The organism is Actinomadura madurae (assembly GCF_047130825.1).
GTDB lineage: Bacteria > Actinomycetota > Actinomycetes > Streptosporangiales > Streptosporangiaceae > Spirillospora > Spirillospora madurae.
In genome coordinates, this window is the sequence record NZ_CP083237.1 from 6921291 (window position 1) to 6935540 (window position 14250).

Consider the following 14250-nt stretch of genomic DNA (forward strand, 5'->3'; position numbering starts at 1 on the left):
GCAGACTATGCCAATCGGCGTGGCCCCGGGTACCCGCGGTACGTGCGGGGCGCCGTCAGCGGTTGAGGTACGCGAGGACGGCGAGGACGCGGCGGTTGTCGTCGCCGGTGACGGGCAGGTCGAGCTTGGCGAAGATGTTCGCGGTGTGCTTGGTGACGGCGCGCTCGGTGACCACGAGCTTCTCCGCGATCGCGGCGTTGGAGCGGCCCTGCGCCATCAGCTCCAGGACCTCGGTCTCGCGCGGGGTGAGGCGGGCCAGCGGGGTGTCGCGGGTGTTGCTGGCGACGAGCCGGGAGATGACCTCCGGGTCCATCGCGGTGCCGCCCGCGGCGACCCGGCGGACCGCGTCCACGAACTGGGCCGCGTCGAACACCCGGTCCTTCAGCAGGTAGCCGACGGCGCCGGTGCCGTCGGCGAGCAGCTCCCGGGCGTACAGCTGCTCGACGTACTGCGACAGCACCAGGACGGGCAGGCCCGGGACCTGCCGCCGCGCCTCCAGCGCCGCCTGCAGTCCCTCGTCGGTGAAGGACGGCGGCAGGCGCACGTCGACCACCGCCACGTCCGGGCGGTGGTCGAGCAGTGCCTTCAGCAGGGAGGGGCCGTTGTCGACGGCGGCCGCGATCTCGAAGTCGTGCGACTCCAGGAGACTGACGAGGCCCGCTCTCAGGAGGGCGAGGTCTTCGGCGAGGACAACGCGCACGGCAGCTCCATGGTCACGATCGTCGGGCCGCCCACGGGGGAGTTGAGGGCGAGGACGCCGTCGAATGTACCGATCCGCCGTTCGATCCCGCGCAGCCCGCCGCCGCCGTCGAGGGACGCGCCGCCGCGGCCGTCGTCGGTCACGCTGATCCGCAGCATGCCCCGCTCGTACCGCATGTCGACCCAGACGCGGGACGCGCCGGAGTGCTTGGCCGCGTTGGTGAGGATCTCCGACACCGCGAAGTAGGCGGCGGACTCGACCGGCGGCTCGGGCCGGGCCGGCAGGTCCGCCGACACCTCGACCCGCATCGGGTGGTCGAGCGCGAGGGCCTTGACCGCGTCGCCGATGCCGCGGTCGGCGAGCACCGGCGGGTGGATGCCGCGGACGAGGTCGCGCAGCTCGTGCAGCGCCTTCGCCGACGACGCGCGCGTCTCGGCGAGCAGGGTGCGGGCCTTCTCCGGGTCCTTGTCGAGCAGGTGCTCGATCGCGCCGAGGCTCATCCCCATCGCGACGAGCCGGGCCTGCGCGCCGTCGTGCAGGTCGCGCTCGATGCGGCGCAGCTCGGCGGCGGACGCGTCCACCGCGTCGGACCGGGTCTCGGTGAGGTGCTGGACGCGCAGCGCCAGCTCCGACTTGCGCGTCGGGCCGAGGACGGCGCGGCCCCAGTGCCCGTAGGCGTTCATCATCTTCGGGCCCATGAAGTACCCGGCGGCGATGCAGGCGGTGGCGACGGCCACCGTGGACAGGACCCGCCCGGTGTCCTGGTCATAGCCCTCGGTGATGTGGATGTAGGTGTACCACTCGCTCCCGCCGTAGTGGCCGATCATCCCGCCGGCGAACGCGGCGAGGGCGTACCCCCAGATCCCGTACAGGATCAGCAGGCCGGGCAGCGCCGCGGTGAACATCGCGACGAACGGGTCGGCGACGACCCAGAGGTAGTCGCGCCAGGTGGCCGGGTCGGAGATCAGCGCGACGAACCGCTTGAACATGCCGTTCAGGCCGGGTTCCTGCTCGGGTTCCGGCAGGTACGGGCGCTCGATCCGGACCTCGGTCCACCGGTTGATGCGCTCCCGGTAGGCGTCGAGCTGCGTGCGCAGCAGCATCGCCGCGGACGGGAACAGCAGCACCCCGACGAAGCTCGTGATCATCGAGATGACCGTGATGAACCACAGGCCGACGAGCGTCGCCGGGACGCTCAGCAGCCACAGGGCCAGGCCTCGCCAGGGTGCCCGGACGTGCTGCTGCAACCGAGTCTCTTTCACCAGTCCACCGTCCACCGGGTCCTCCGCGGGTCGCTTGCCGTCTGGCGTCCAGTCTTCCGGCGGGCGTCCCTGTGCACAGTGTGCCCGCAACCCGGCCCGGCGGTGTAGTTGAGTACACCCCCTGACGCCGTCCAGCCCCATGTCGCGGCGGGTGCGGGCTTCCTAGCTTCATAGGTGCCACCCCGCATTCGACCACTCAGGGGACCCCCATGGAACGGAATCTCGCCGCGGCGCTCGGAGGCTGGAGCGCGCGGCACCGCATGACCGCCATCCTCGGCTGGCTGCTGTTCGTCGTCCTCGCCTCGGTGCTCGGCGGGGCGGCCGGCCAGGTGACGATGGAGGACCACGAGCAGGGCACCGGGCAGTCCGCGCGGGCGGTGCAGATCCTCACGGACGCCGGGGTCGAGGACCCCGACCACGAGACCGTGCTGCTCTCGGGCGTCGCGGCGGACTCGCCCGAGATGCGGCGGGCGGTCGCGGCGGTGCGGGCGAACGTCTCGGCCACCGGTGTCATCACCGAGCTGCGTCCGGACGTGACGTCCAAGGACCGCCGCCACGTGATCGTGCAGTTCACGGTCAAGGAGACGCCGGACGATCCGCTGCCCGCCATCCGGGGCGCGGTGGAGAAGGCGCAGCGCGACAACCCGTCCGTCCGGATCGGGGAGTTCGGCGGCGCCACGGCCGACGCCTGGTTCGACAAGGCGCTCGGCGACGACTTCCACCGGGCCGAGATGACGGCCGTGCCCCTCGCGCTCGGCATTCTGCTGGTCGCGTTCGGGGCGCTGCTCGCGGCGGTGCTGCCGGTCGTGTTGGCTTTCACCGCGTTCCTCGCCGCCGGCGGGCTGCTCGCGTTCGCCAGCCACGCGCTGCACGTCGACCAGACGACGAACTCGGTGATGCTGCTGATGGGCCTCGCCGTCGGCGTCGACTACTGCCTGTTCTACCTGCAGCGGGAGCGGGAGGAGCGGCGCCGGGGCAGCGACCGGGAGGCGGCGCTGGCGATCGCCGCCGCCACCTCGGGACGCTCGGTGCTGGTCTCCGGCCTCGCGGTGATGGTCGCGATGTCCGGGATGTTCCTGTCCGGCCTGCTGCTGTTCAAGGCGATGGCGATCGCGACGATCCTCGTGGTGTTCATCGCGATGCTCGGCTCGGTGACCGTCCTGCCGGCGCTGCTGTCGCTGCTCGGGGACAAGGTCGACTTCGGCCGGATCCGCCTTCCCGGGCGCCGCGAGGGGCGTGCCGGGCTGGTCGGGACGATGCTGAGGCCCGTCCTCGCGCGTCCCGGGATCGCGGCCGTGCTGTCCGCCGGGCTGCTGCTCGCCCTGGCGGCGCCCGCACTCGGCATGAAGACCGAGCGGCTCCGCGTCGACCAGCAGATCCCGCCCGGCGAGGAGATCGCGCAGACCTACACGCGGCTCAACCAGGCGTTCCCCGGGAACCCGGAGCCCGCGGTCGTCGTGGTGAAGGCCCGCGACATCGACGCGCCGCGCGTCCAGGCCGCGATCGCCGACCTGAAGCGGCGGGCGGTCGCGTCGGGCGAGATGAACGAGCCGATCGACGTCACCGTGCACGGGCGGGAGAACATCGCGGAGATCGAGGTGCCGCTAACGGGGACGGGCTCGGACGCGGCGTCCAAGCACGCGCTGGGGACGCTGCGGGAGCGGATCGTCCCGCAGACCGTCGGGAAGGTCGGCGAGGCGCCGGTCACCGGCCAGCTCGCCTGGTCGGTCGACTACAACGACCGGCTGAAGTCGAGCATCGTCCCGGTGTTCCTGTTCGTCATGGGCATCACCTTCCTGCTGATGCTGGTCTTCTTCCGGTCGCTGCCGATCGCGCTGTGCTCGATCGTCCTCAACCTGCTGTCGGTGGGCGCCGCCTACGGAGTGATGGTCGCGGTCTTCCAGCACGGCTGGGGCGACGGGCTGGTCGGGACGAAGGGCGCCGGCGCGCTGGAGTCCTGGATCCCGCTGTTCGTCTTCGTGGTCCTGTTCGGGCTGTCGATGGACTACCACGTTTTCGTGGTCTCCCGGATCCGCGAGGCCTACGACCGGGGCCTGGACACCACGCGCGCCGTCCGGGAGGGCATCGGCGCCACGGCCGGCGTCGTGACCGGCGCCGCCGTCATCATGATCGCCACGTTCGGGATCTTCGGGACGCTGTCGATGCAGGACTTCAAGCAGCTCGGCGTCGGCCTCGCCGTGGCGGTGCTGATCGACGCGACGGTCGTCCGGGTGGTCCTGCTGCCCGCCGTCATGTCCCTGCTCGGGCGGGCGAACTGGTACCTTCCGCGCTGGCTGGGGTGGCTGCCCGGCGTCACGCACGGCGAGGACCCCGCCCCGGCGCCCGAGCCGCTCGTCCCGCAAACCTAGTGCGCCGCCGGGCTCGTCAGAGGGCGACGAAGGTCAGGCCGCGCTTCTTCATCTTCGGGATGACGGTCTTCAGGGCCTTGAGGGTCTGGGACCGGTCGCCGCCGCCGTCGTGGACCAGCATGATGTTGCCCGCCTTGCCCTTGAGGAGCGAGCGGCGGATGCGGCCGACGCCGGGCTGGGCCCAGTCGCGCGGGTCGACGGCCCAGTCGACCGGCAGCATGTCGTGCTCGGCGACGAGCTCCAGGACCGTCTTCGACCAGGCGCCGCCGGGCGACCGGAAGAACTGCGGGACGACGCCGGTGACGTCGGCGATCCGGTCGTGCGCCTCGACGATCTCCTTGCGGACCCGCTTGCGCGACATGCCGCCGATGGAGATCGGATGCGTCTCGGTGTGGTTGCAGATCTGGTGGCCCGCGTCGGCGATCCGGCGGGTGAGCTTCGGGAACTCCTTCACCTGCTCGCCGATGATGAAGAACGTCGCGCGGACCTCGTGCTCGGCGAGCAGGTCCAGCATCCGCGGCGTCCACATCGGGCTCGGGCCGTCGTCGATGGTGAGCGCGATCGACGTCGGGGGCGGCGGCGGGGACAGCTCCGTCAGCTCGCGGATCGGCTTCTCCGTCGCGGTGAGCTTCGCCGGCGTCCACGCCGCGGGCCGCGGCGTCGGGGTCGGAGTGGGGGTCGGCGTCGGATGGATGACCGGCCGCGCGCGGGGCGTCGCCGTCGCCCAGCCGGGGCCCCGGGTCGGGTCGGACGTGCGCGCGGAGTCCGCGCCGAGTGCGGCGAGTCCGGCGGCCGCGCCCATCAACCAGAGAGCTTTGCGGCGGGACGCCCCACCTGAGTCCTCAACCTCCACAAGTCCAACGCTATCGGGGTTTTGCGGGGGTAGGAGAGGCCTATGGGATCACAATCGGCTCACCTGCGGGGAAGGGCGCGGGCGTGAACGCGGCGCCGCAGGTCGGGCCGCTGCTGGCGTTCGTCCTGGCCTCCCTCGCGGCCGTCGCCGCGCTGCTGGTCAGGGCCGGCGGGCTCGGTCCCGGCAGGGAGGTCCTCGTCGTCGCGGCGCGGGCCGCCGCGCAGCTCACCGCCGTCTCGCTGCTCATCGCGGCGGTGCTGCGCAGCGCCGGCTGGACCGCCGCGTTCGTCGCGGGCATGGTCGTGGTCGCGACGATGACGGCGGGCCGCCGCGTCACCGGGGCGGCCCGCGGGCCCGGCCGGTGGACGGCGCTGCCGATCGCCGCGGGGGTCGCGCCCGTCCTGGCGCTGCTGCTTGCGACGGGGCTGGTGCCGTCCCGCCCGGTGGCGGTGCTGCCGATCGCGGGGATCTTCATCGGCGGCGCGATGACGGCGACCGGGCTGACCGGGCGGCGCGCCCTGGACGAGCTGGCCGCGCGCCGCGGCGAGTACGAGGGCGGGCTCGCGCTCGGCCTCATGCCGCGCGACGCGGCGCTGGAGGTGTGCCGGTCGTCGGCGGCGCTCGCGCTGTCCCCCGCCCTCGACCAGACGCGGACGGTCGGGCTGGTGACGCTGCCGGGCGCGTTCGTCGGGGTGCTGCTCGGCGGCGCCGACCCCGTCGAGGCGGGCGCGATCCAGCTGCTCGTCCTGATCGGGCTGCTGGCCGTGGAGTCGGTCGCCGTCCTCATCACACTGGAGCTGGTGGCCACCGGCCGCCTCGACGATCCCGGGTCGTACAGGAGGGTGTAGATGCATGACAACGCGGTGGGCGCGCTCGGCGAGGAACTGCTCGACTGGCGGTTCAAGGCGATCCCGGCGTCCGCGCAGGGGATGACGGTCGACGCGGCGCGGCGGGCCCGGCTGCCGCTGGACGACTTCGGCACGCCGCTCCTCACCCTCGACGCCGGCGCCCTCGACCACAACATCCGGGCGATGGCGCGGTGGGCGGGCGAGGCCGGCCTCCTGCTCGCCCCGCACGGGAAGACGACGATGGCGCCCGCCCTGTGGCGGCGGCAGCTGAAGGCCGGGGCCTGGGGGATCACCGTCGCCAACCTGCCGCAGCTCAGGGTCGCCCGCGCGTTCGGCGTGCGGCGCGTCATGTACGCGAACGCCCTGCTGGACCCGGCCGGCCTCGCGTGGCTGTCGGCCGAGCTGGACGGCGACCCCGGAGCGGAGTTCACGTCGTGGGCCGACTCGGCCGACACCGTCCGGCTCATGGACGAGGCGCTGCGGGCGGCGCGCGGCCAGCGGCAGGTCGACGTGTGCGTCGAGCTGGGCGGACCGCACGGCCGCACGGGCGTCCGGGACGACGGCGGCGCGCGGGAGGTCGCCGCCGCCGTCCGCGCGGCCCGGACGCTCCGGCTCGCCGGGATCGCCGGCTACGAGGGCGCGCTCGCCCACGACGCGTCCGAGAAGGGCCGTGCCGCCGTGGACGCCTACCTGCGGCGGCTCGCGAACCTGCACCGGAGCCTGGAGTACGAGGTGGACGACCCGATCGTGACCGTCGGCGGCAGTGCGTTCTTCGACCAGGTCGCGGAGGTGCTCGCCGGCGCGGAAGGGCGGGTCGTGCTGCGGTCGGGCGCGTACGTCGTCCACGACGACGGCTTCTACCGCGGCATCTCCCCGTTCGCGCGCGGTGCGGCCGGGGAGCGGCTGCGGTCGGCCATGCACGGGTGGGCGCGGGTGGTGTCCCGTCCGGAGCCCGCGCTCGCGCTGCTGGACGCGGGCAAGCGCGACGTCCCGTTCGACGAGGGGCTCCCGGTGCCGCAGCTCGTCCGCGGGAAGGGGCCGGTCGGCGGGCGGATCACCGCGCTCAACGACCAGCACGCGTTCCTCCGCGACTCCTCCGCCGAGATCGGCGACGTGGTCAGGCTCGGCCTCTCCCACCCCTGCACGGCGCTCGACAAGTGGACGATGATCCCGGTCGTGGACGACGCCGGCGCGGACCGCCCCGTCGTGGTCGACTACCTCCGGACCTACTTCTAGCGGTATCCGATTTACCTGAACATTCGTGTTCGTCTAGGTGTTACGGTTTCCAGTGCATTTCGGGGGCCGGACGTCCAGCCCGGAACGAGGCGGGACGGCCGTGCGATCACGGCCCGGCGCAGCCGGCGAGTGGTGCCCGTTGTCCAGGCAGTGCGCCACGGGGGCCGATCTGTGCTGGACGACGCCCGTACCGCGCGTCGCTGACCCCGTCGCCGGGCCCGATCCACCGGAAGAAACCGCGCGGCCCCGCGGTTCCCTCCGGCCCGCCGGCCTGCCACCGCAACCCGGTGGCGGCGGCCGGTGTTCACCGGCCATGTGCTCGACGACCGGGCCCGCGCGACCCGCACTGATGCTCGCGGTGCTGCTGACCGGCCAGTTCATGGTCAACGTCGACATCGCGGTCGTGAACGTCGCCGCGCCCTCCATCCACCACGACCTCCGGCCGTCCGGCGGCGCCCTCGAACTGATCGTTTCCGGCTACACCCTCGCGTACGCCGTCCTGCTCGTCACCGGCGCCCGGCTGGGGGAGGTGCGCGGGCACCGGCGGATGTTCCTGCTCGGGCTCGGCGCGTTCACGCTGGCGTCGCTCGGGTGCGGGCTCTCCCCGTCCACCGGGGCGCTGGTCGCGGCGCGGCTGGCCCAGGGCGCGGCCGGGGCGCTGATGGTGCCGCAGGTGCTGTCGGGCATCCAGATCCACCTCACCGGTACGGCGCGTGCGCGGGCGCAAGGGATGCTCGCCGTCGCGCTGTCCGGCGGCGCGGTGGCGGGCCAGGTGCTCGGCGGCGTGCTGGTCACGGCCGACCTGTCCGGCCTCGGCTGGCGTCCGATCTTCCTGGTCAACGTGCCGGTGGGGATCGTGCTGCTCGCGGCCGGGGCGCGGCTGCTGCCCGCGGACACGCCGGGTGCGGGGAGGCGGCTCGACCTCGGCGGGGTCGCGCTGCTGTCGGCGGCGACGCTGCTGGCGATCGTCCCGCTGCTGTTCGGGCGGGAGACGGGCTGGCCCGCCTGGACGTGGGCGTCCCTCGCGGCCTGCCCGCCGGTGCTCGCGCTGTTCGCCCGCCGGCAGCGCCGGGTCGCGACTCCGCTGCTCAACCTCGGTGTGCTGGCCCGCCCCGTCGTGGCGTGGACGCTGGCGGCGCTCGGCGCGGCCACCGGCACGTTCTACGCGCTGCTGTTCGTCCTCGCGCTCTACCTGCAGCAGGGGCTCGCGCGCAGCGCGCTCTTCTCGGGGATGGTGCTCGTGCCGTGGGTCGCCGCGTTCGGGGTCGCCGGGCCGCTCGTGCCGCGCCTGCCGGCCCGCGCCGCCGAACGCGCGCCCGTCGCCGGCTACCTGCTGCTCGCGGCGGTGTACGCGGCGATCGGGCTGACGCACGCGGACGGGACGGCGCTCGCCATCCTGCTCGGGTTCGGCGGGCTCGGCCTCGGCCTCGGGTTCGCGCCGCAGCTCGGGCGGCTGACGGCCGCCGTCCCGGCCCGGCACGCGGCCGATCTCAGCGGCATCGTCAACATGAACTTCCAGTTGGCCGGCGTCGCGGGCATCGCCGTCTTCGGGACGCTCTACCTCGGCGTCCCCGGCGGCCACGCGCACGCGCTGACCGTCGTCCTGCTCGGGTTCGGCGCGACGGCCCTCGCCGCGGCGGCCGCGTCCTTCGCCGGGCACCGGGCGTCCCGGCGCGACGGTCAGGGCAGCAGGCCCGCACGGCGGGCGGTGGTGACGGCCTCCAGGCGGGTGTGACTGTCGAGCTTGCGCATCGCCGAGCGCAGGTAGCTCTTCACCGTCTCCGGCAGCAGGCCCAGGCGCTCGGCGGCCTCCGCGTTCGTGCAGCCGAGCGCGACGTAGGACAGGACGTCCAGCTCGCGCGGCGACAGGACGGGGCGGGGGGACCCGTCCGGCTCCTCCAGGCCCGCAGCCGCGAGGCGCAGCGACGCCTCCCGCAGCCGGTCGCGGGTCGGCGCGTCGCCGACCTGCTCGGCCAGCGCCCGGAGCTCGGCGTGCACCGCCCGGACCTCCTCCCAGCGCGCCGCTGACGTGGCGGGCCGCGCCCGCGCCAGCGCCTCGTCCGCGCGGTCCTGGACGGCGAGGTCCTGTTCGAGGTCGCGGGCGACCTGGACGGCCGCGCCCACGACCCGGTCGGCGAGCGACAGGGGCTCGCGCAGCGCGCCGTAGATGACGCCGCGGCACCGCCGCCGCACGACGATCGGGACGGCCACGATCGACAGCAGCCCCTCGCGCCCGACGGGCTTGTCGTAGTCGTGGCTGATCGACGCCGCGCACGGGTAGTTGCTCACCCACGCCGGGCGTCCCATGGCCATCGCCTTGCCGCCGAGCCCGTTGCCCTGCCGGACGACGAGCCCGTTCAGCGAGTCGGTCGTGTTGCCGACGAGCTCGGTGATGCGCAGCCGGTCCTGGCCGCTGAGCGCGCCGCCGAACACCATGGGCAGCCCCGTCGTGCGGTGCAGGGTCAGCACCGCCGACCGGACGGCTCCCGCGTCATCGCCCATGCCTCCGAGCATGCCCTGCACGACCCCCGCGACGAAAGGCTCCGGTGCCCGGAAAGTCAGGCGTGCCGGGTCGCGGCGGCGTCCTCCAGCCCGAGGATGTCGACCGCCTCGGCGCGCATCTGCACCTTGCGGATCTTCCCGGTGACCGTCATCGGGAACTCGTCCACGACGTGCACGTAGCGCGGGATCTTGTAGTGCGCCAGCTTCCCCTCGCAGAACGCGCGCAGCTCGCCGGCGGTCAGGCCCGGCACGCCCTCGCGCAGCCGCACCCAGGCCATCAGCTCCTCGCCGTACTTCTCGTCCGGCACGCCGATGACCTGCGCGTCCACGATGTCGGGGTGGGTGTAGAGGAACTCCTCGATCTCGCGCGGGTAGATGTTCTCGCCGCCCCGGATCACCATGTCCTTGATCCGGCCGGTGATGTTGACGTAGCCGTCGCCGTCCATCACGGCGAGGTCGCCGGTGTGCATCCAGCGGGCGGCGTCGATGGCCTCGGCCGTCTTGTCCGGCTGCTCCCAGTAGCCGAGCATCACCGAGTAGCCGCGGGTGCAGAACTCGCCGGGCACCCCGCGCGGGACGGTCACGCCCGTCTCCGGGTCGACCACCTTGATCTCCAGGTGCGGCAGCACGGTCCCGACCGTGGACACCCGCCGGTCGAGCGAGTCGCCCGCGCGGGTCTGCGTCGACACCGGCGACGTCTCCGTCATGCCGTAGCAGATCGCGACCTCGCTCATCCCGAGCCGGTCGATGACCTGCTTCATCACCTCGACCGGGCACGGCGACCCGGCCATGATCCCGGTCCGCAGGGTGGAGAGGTCGAGCCCGTCCAGCCCCGGCTCGTTCAGGACCGCGATGAACATGGTCGGGACCCCGTACAGCGACGTGCAGCGCTCGGCCGCGACCGCCTCCAGCGTCGCCTTCGGGTCGAACGCCGGCGCCGGGATCACCACGCACGCGCCGTGGCTCGTCGACGCCAGGTTGCCCATCACCATGCCGAAGCAGTGGTAGAAGGGGACGGGAACGCAGATCCTGTCCTCCTCGTCGTAGCCGCACAGCTCGCCTACGAAGTACCCGTTGTTCAGGATGTTGTGGTGCGACAGCGTCGCGCCCTTGGGGAAGCCCGTCGTCCCGGACGTGTACTGGATGTTGATCGGGTCGTCGGCGGTGAGCGTCCGCCCGATCTCGACCAGGACGGCCGGGTCGCCCGCCCGGCCCGCCTCGACGAGCGCGTCCCACTCGGGGGTGCCGATGAGCAGGACGTCCCGCAGCGCGGCGCACGCCGGGCGCACTTGCTCGATCATCGCCGCGTAGTCGGACGTCTTGAACGCCACCGCCGCCACCAGCGTCCGGATGCCGGCCTGGTTGAGGACGAACTCCAGCTCGTGCACCCGGTAGGCGGGGTTGATGTTGACGAGGATCGCGCCGAGCTTGGCCGTCGCGTACTGGACGAGCATCCACTCCGCGCAGTTCGGCGCCCAGATCCCGACCCGGTCGCCCTTGACGACGCCGAGGTCGCGGAGGCCGAGCGCGACGGCCTCCACGTCGTCCTGGAGCTGCTCGTACGTCCAGCGGCGCCCGGACGCCCGGTCGACGAGCGCGTCCCGCTCCGAGAACGCGGCGACCGTCTTGTCGAGGTTCGCGCCGATGGTGGCGCCGAGCAGGGGGGTGCTCGATATGCCCGATGCATAGGAGAGTGTCATCGCAGGTCCTCCTCCCGGAACTCGCCCTCGGGCCGGTCGTCGGGGCTCGCGTGCTTGCCGAGCTCGCTCGTCCGCAGCTCGACCCGGCGGATCTTCCCGGAGATCGTCTTCGGCAGCTCGCCGAACTCCAGCAGCCGGACCCGCTTGTACGGGGACAGCTGCGCCCGGCTGTGCGCGAAGATCGCCCTGGCCGTCTCGGCGGTCGGCTCCCAGCCGTTCGCGAGCGTGACGTAGGCCTTCGGGACGGCCGCCCGGACCGGGTCGGGCGACGGCACGACCGCGGCCTCCGCGACCGCCTCGTGCTCGATCAGCACGCTCTCCAGCTCGAACGGCGAGATCTTGTAGTCGGACGCCTTGAACACGTCGTCGGCCCGTCCGACATAGGTGATGTATCCGTCTTCGTCGCGGGAGCCGATGTCGCCGGTGTGGTACCGGCCGCCGGCCATCGCCTCGTCCGTGCGCTCCTCGTCGCCGTGGTAGCCGGTCATCAGGCCGAGCGGCCGGTCCTCCAGGTCGAGGCAGATCTCCCCCTCGTCCGCGGGCTCCCCGGTCAGCGGGTCGACCAGCACCACCTGGTAGCCCGGCACGGGACGTCCCATCGAGCCCGGCTTGACCGGCTGGCCGGGCGTGTTGGCGATCTGGACGGTCGTCTCGGTCTGCCCGAACCCGTCCCGGATCGTCCGGCCCCACGCGTCCTTCACCCGCTCGATCACCTCGGGGTTCAGCGGCTCCCCGGCCGCGACCACCTCGCGCGGCGGGGTGGCGAGCCGCCCGAGGTCGGACTGGATCAGCATCCGCCACACGGTCGGCGGCGCGCAGAAGCTCGTCACGCCGCACCGCTCCAGGGTGTCGAGCAGCCGGTCGGCGTCGAACCGCGTGTAGTTGAAGATGAACACGCACGCCTCGGCGTCCCACGGCGCGAAGATGTTGCTCCACGCGTGCTTCGCCCAGCCGGGCGACGAGATGTTCAGATGGACGTCCCCGGGCCGCAGCCCGATCCAGTACATCGTCGACAGGTGTCCCGCCGGGTACGACGCGTGCGTGTGCTCGACCAGCTTCGGCTTCGCCGTCGTCCCGGACGTGAAGTAGAGGAGCAGGGTGTCCCGCGACATCGTCAGCCCGTACGGGGTGAAGGTCTCGCCCTCCTCGTAGGCGTCGGCGTACCGCAGCCACCCCTCCACCGGCTCGCCCACGGCGATCCCGGTGAAGTCGCCCTCGACGCCGTCGAACTTCCCGGCGTCGGCCGCGCTCGCCACCACGTGCCTGGCCTTGCCGCGGGTCAGCCGGTCCTGGAGGTCGGCGGTGCCGAGCAGCGGCGTGCACGGGATCAGGATCGCGCCGATCTTCATCGCCGCCAGCACCGTCTCCCACAGCTCGACCTGGTTGCCGAGCATCAGGATGATCCGGTCGCCGCGCCGCACGCCCGCCCGGCGCAGCAGGTTCGCCGCCTGGTTGGACCGCCGCGCCATCTGCGCGAACGAGTACTTCGCCTCGGAGCCGTCCTCCTCGACGATCCACAGCGCGGGCGAGTCGTTCCCCTCGGCGATCTTGTCGAACCAGTCGAGCGCCCAGTTGAAGCCGGTCAGCACCGGCCAGCGGAACTTCTCGTAGGCCGTCGCGTAGTCGTCGCGGTGCGCGAGCAGGAAGTCGCGCGCCGCCCGGAACTCGACTGCGGGCATGGTCTCTCCTCGTGGCCGCCACGGTCACCCGGTCAGAAGGATCGTTGGCCATCCGAGTGACCCACGCCACCCCCGAACGGGGGTAGCAGGAGTGGTCTTACCCGCCCGTGACGAACGTCGACCGCAGGAAAAGCGCCCTGTGGTCGCCTCTTTGCATCGGGTCCGGCCGATGCGGTTTCGGGAACCCGGCCCGCCGCCGGGCCCCACCGTGCTTCGATGCTGCTTTACTGCTTTGTCCGGAAAGTGTGCATCGGAGGTCCGTGATGGCCGATCTCGACCCGACCGCCACGTTCAAGGAGTTCGACCGCGACGGCGACGGCTACATCACCCGCGACGAGTTCGCCGCCGCCATGGCCGCCCGCGGCGAGGAGGTCGCCTCGGGCGAGCTCGACTCGATCTTCCGGGCGGCGGACGAGAAGGACGGGGACGCCGACGGGCGCATCTCCCTGGCGGAGTTCCTCGTCGCCTGGGACCGGTGACCCTCCCGCCGGCGAGCAGTTCGAGCAGGCGCCGGGGCCCGTCGTCGGCCGTCATGCGGGGGCCCCGAGATACCCCTTGATCATCACCAGGGCGTCGGTGATGCGCTCGGCCTCGGCGATGGGCTGCCGCCAGGACGTGTAGTACCAGTAGCGCCCTTCGTCCCCGTCGTGCGGGCGACAGGTGATCGTGTCGCCGGACCCGCCCCGCGCCCCGCAGACGCTCCGCGCGGTGGACGTCTCGTTGCGGACGACCAGCCCTCCGGCCACGTACTCGACGGTGAAGCCCTGCGCCCTGAGGTGCATGCCCAGGGTCTCCAACCGGACGTACGACTCCGCCGCCGGGGCCTCGTGCTCGGGAACGCTCACGTCCGCCGCCTCGTGGACTCGGCGAGCGCGACCCGCTCGGACAGCCGGGTCTGCGCGTCGCAGAGCAGCCACAACTCGCCCTCGTCCTTGGCCAGGACCTCGTCCAGGCAGCCGTTGAGCGCCTGGTAGTCGCTCAGCCCGCCAAGCCGCCGCGCGACGAACCCGTCCCCCGACGGCTCGCCATACCAATCGGACATGAGAGGCATTCCCCTTACTCCCTCAGAAGTGGGCGATAGCGGAGTCTTTTTCATTTCGG

General features: G+C 72.8%; 13 protein-coding genes. 5 read left to right on the forward strand and 8 right to left on the reverse strand.

Annotated features, from left to right (window positions below; genetic code table 11):
• Positions 1-55 precede the first annotated feature (55 nt).
• Positions 56-700, reverse strand: coding sequence for a response regulator (locus K8Z49_RS31740; RefSeq protein WP_021595336.1), 645 nt, complete (start codon positions 698-700; stop codon positions 56-58).
• Complete coding sequence (locus K8Z49_RS31745; protein WP_235206473.1) at positions 664-1962, reverse strand: sensor histidine kinase; 1299 nt, start codon at positions 1960-1962, stop codon at positions 664-666. Before K8Z49_RS31745 ends, K8Z49_RS31740 begins: the two co-directional genes overlap by 37 nt.
• Positions 1963-2171: 209 nt before the next feature.
• Between K8Z49_RS31745 and K8Z49_RS31750 the strand changes: the two genes are divergently transcribed.
• Complete coding sequence (locus tag K8Z49_RS31750; protein ID WP_412515925.1) at positions 2172-4331, forward strand: MMPL family transporter; 2160 nt, start codon at positions 2172-2174, stop codon at positions 4329-4331.
• A 16-nt stretch (positions 4332-4347) separates the two neighbouring features.
• On the opposite strand, the gene K8Z49_RS31755 is transcribed toward K8Z49_RS31750, so the two are convergent.
• Entirely contained in the window at positions 4348-5184 is an 837-nt protein-coding gene (locus tag K8Z49_RS31755) for a polysaccharide deacetylase family protein (RefSeq protein ID WP_244938795.1), read from the reverse strand.
• An 83-nt stretch (positions 5185-5267) separates the two neighbouring features.
• Here K8Z49_RS31755 and K8Z49_RS31760 point away from each other — a divergent pair, with 83 nt between their 5' ends.
• The 3 genes from K8Z49_RS31760 to K8Z49_RS31770 all read left to right on the forward strand — a co-directional run bounded on the left by K8Z49_RS31760 (position 5268) and on the right by K8Z49_RS31770 (position 9003).
• A complete protein-coding gene (locus K8Z49_RS31760; RefSeq protein ID WP_021595340.1) occupies positions 5268-6032 on the forward strand; it encodes an ABC transporter permease in 765 nt (254 codons plus the stop codon).
• Positions 6033-7268: an alanine racemase gene (locus K8Z49_RS31765; RefSeq protein ID WP_075021274.1), complete on the forward strand. Its 1236-nt coding sequence runs from the start codon at positions 6033-6035 to the stop codon at positions 7266-7268.
• Between the two features lie 313 nt (positions 7269-7581).
• Positions 7582-9003 (forward strand): MFS transporter, encoded by a 1422-nt coding sequence (locus tag K8Z49_RS31770; RefSeq protein WP_412515926.1) that lies wholly within the window; start codon positions 7582-7584, stop codon positions 9001-9003.
• On the opposite strand, the gene K8Z49_RS31775 is transcribed toward K8Z49_RS31770, so the two are convergent.
• From K8Z49_RS31775 to K8Z49_RS31785, 3 genes are read right to left on the reverse strand one after another with little or no spacing between them, the layout of a single operon-like run.
• Positions 8949-9770, reverse strand: a complete 822-nt coding sequence (locus K8Z49_RS31775) for a helix-turn-helix transcriptional regulator (RefSeq protein ID WP_075021366.1) — start codon at positions 9768-9770, stop codon at positions 8949-8951. The two genes, K8Z49_RS31770 and K8Z49_RS31775, sit on opposite strands and share 55 nt — an antisense overlap.
• A 56-nt stretch (positions 9771-9826) precedes the next feature.
• Positions 9827-11470 (reverse strand): AMP-binding protein, encoded by a 1644-nt coding sequence (locus K8Z49_RS31780; RefSeq protein ID WP_075021272.1) that lies wholly within the window; start codon positions 11468-11470, stop codon positions 9827-9829.
• Positions 11467-13149, reverse strand: a complete 1683-nt coding sequence (locus tag K8Z49_RS31785; RefSeq protein WP_021595345.1) for an AMP-binding protein — start codon at positions 13147-13149, stop codon at positions 11467-11469. Before K8Z49_RS31785 ends, K8Z49_RS31780 begins: the two co-directional genes overlap by 4 nt.
• Before the next feature lie 263 nt (positions 13150-13412).
• On the opposite strand from K8Z49_RS31785, the gene K8Z49_RS31790 reads away from it, so the two are divergent.
• Positions 13413-13628 carry an EF-hand domain-containing protein gene (locus K8Z49_RS31790; protein ID WP_075021271.1) on the forward strand — a complete coding sequence of 72 codons (216 nt, stop codon included), beginning with the start codon at positions 13413-13415 and terminating at the stop codon, positions 13626-13628.
• A gap of 51 nt (positions 13629-13679) precedes the next feature.
• Here K8Z49_RS31790 and K8Z49_RS31795 read toward each other — a convergent pair whose 3' ends face one another.
• Positions 13680-13994, reverse strand: a complete 315-nt coding sequence (locus K8Z49_RS31795) for a hypothetical protein (RefSeq protein ID WP_412515927.1) — start codon at positions 13992-13994, stop codon at positions 13680-13682.
• Positions 13991-14191 (reverse strand): hypothetical protein, encoded by a 201-nt coding sequence (locus K8Z49_RS31800; protein WP_143118432.1) that lies wholly within the window; start codon positions 14189-14191, stop codon positions 13991-13993. The genes K8Z49_RS31795 and K8Z49_RS31800 overlap by 4 nt, the downstream gene beginning before the upstream one ends.
• Positions 14192-14250 lie beyond the last annotated feature (59 nt).

Bases quoted from the DNA above. Each gene is read 5' to 3' on its own strand.
- K8Z49_RS31750 (WP_412515925.1), top strand. From the start codon at position 2,172: ATGGAACGGAATCTCGCCGCGGCGCTCGGAGGCTGGAGCGCGCGGCAC.
- K8Z49_RS31765 (WP_075021274.1), top strand. From the start codon at position 6,033: ATGCATGACAACGCGGTGGGCGCGCTCGGCGAGGAACTGCTCGACTGG.
- K8Z49_RS31770 (WP_412515926.1), top strand. From the start codon at position 7,582: ATGTGCTCGACGACCGGGCCCGCGCGACCCGCACTGATGCTCGCGGTG.
- K8Z49_RS31775 (WP_075021366.1), bottom strand. From the start codon at position 9,770: ATGGGCGATGACGCGGGAGCCGTCCGGTCGGCGGTGCTGACCCTGCAC.
- K8Z49_RS31780 (WP_075021272.1), bottom strand. From the start codon at position 11,470: ATGACACTCTCCTATGCATCGGGCATATCGAGCACCCCCCTGCTCGGC.
- K8Z49_RS31785 (WP_021595345.1), bottom strand. From the start codon at position 13,149: ATGCCCGCAGTCGAGTTCCGGGCGGCGCGCGACTTCCTGCTCGCGCAC.
- K8Z49_RS31790 (WP_075021271.1), top strand. From the start codon at position 13,413: ATGGCCGATCTCGACCCGACCGCCACGTTCAAGGAGTTCGACCGCGAC.
- K8Z49_RS31800 (WP_143118432.1), bottom strand. From the start codon at position 14,191: ATGTCCGATTGGTATGGCGAGCCGTCGGGGGACGGGTTCGTCGCGCGG.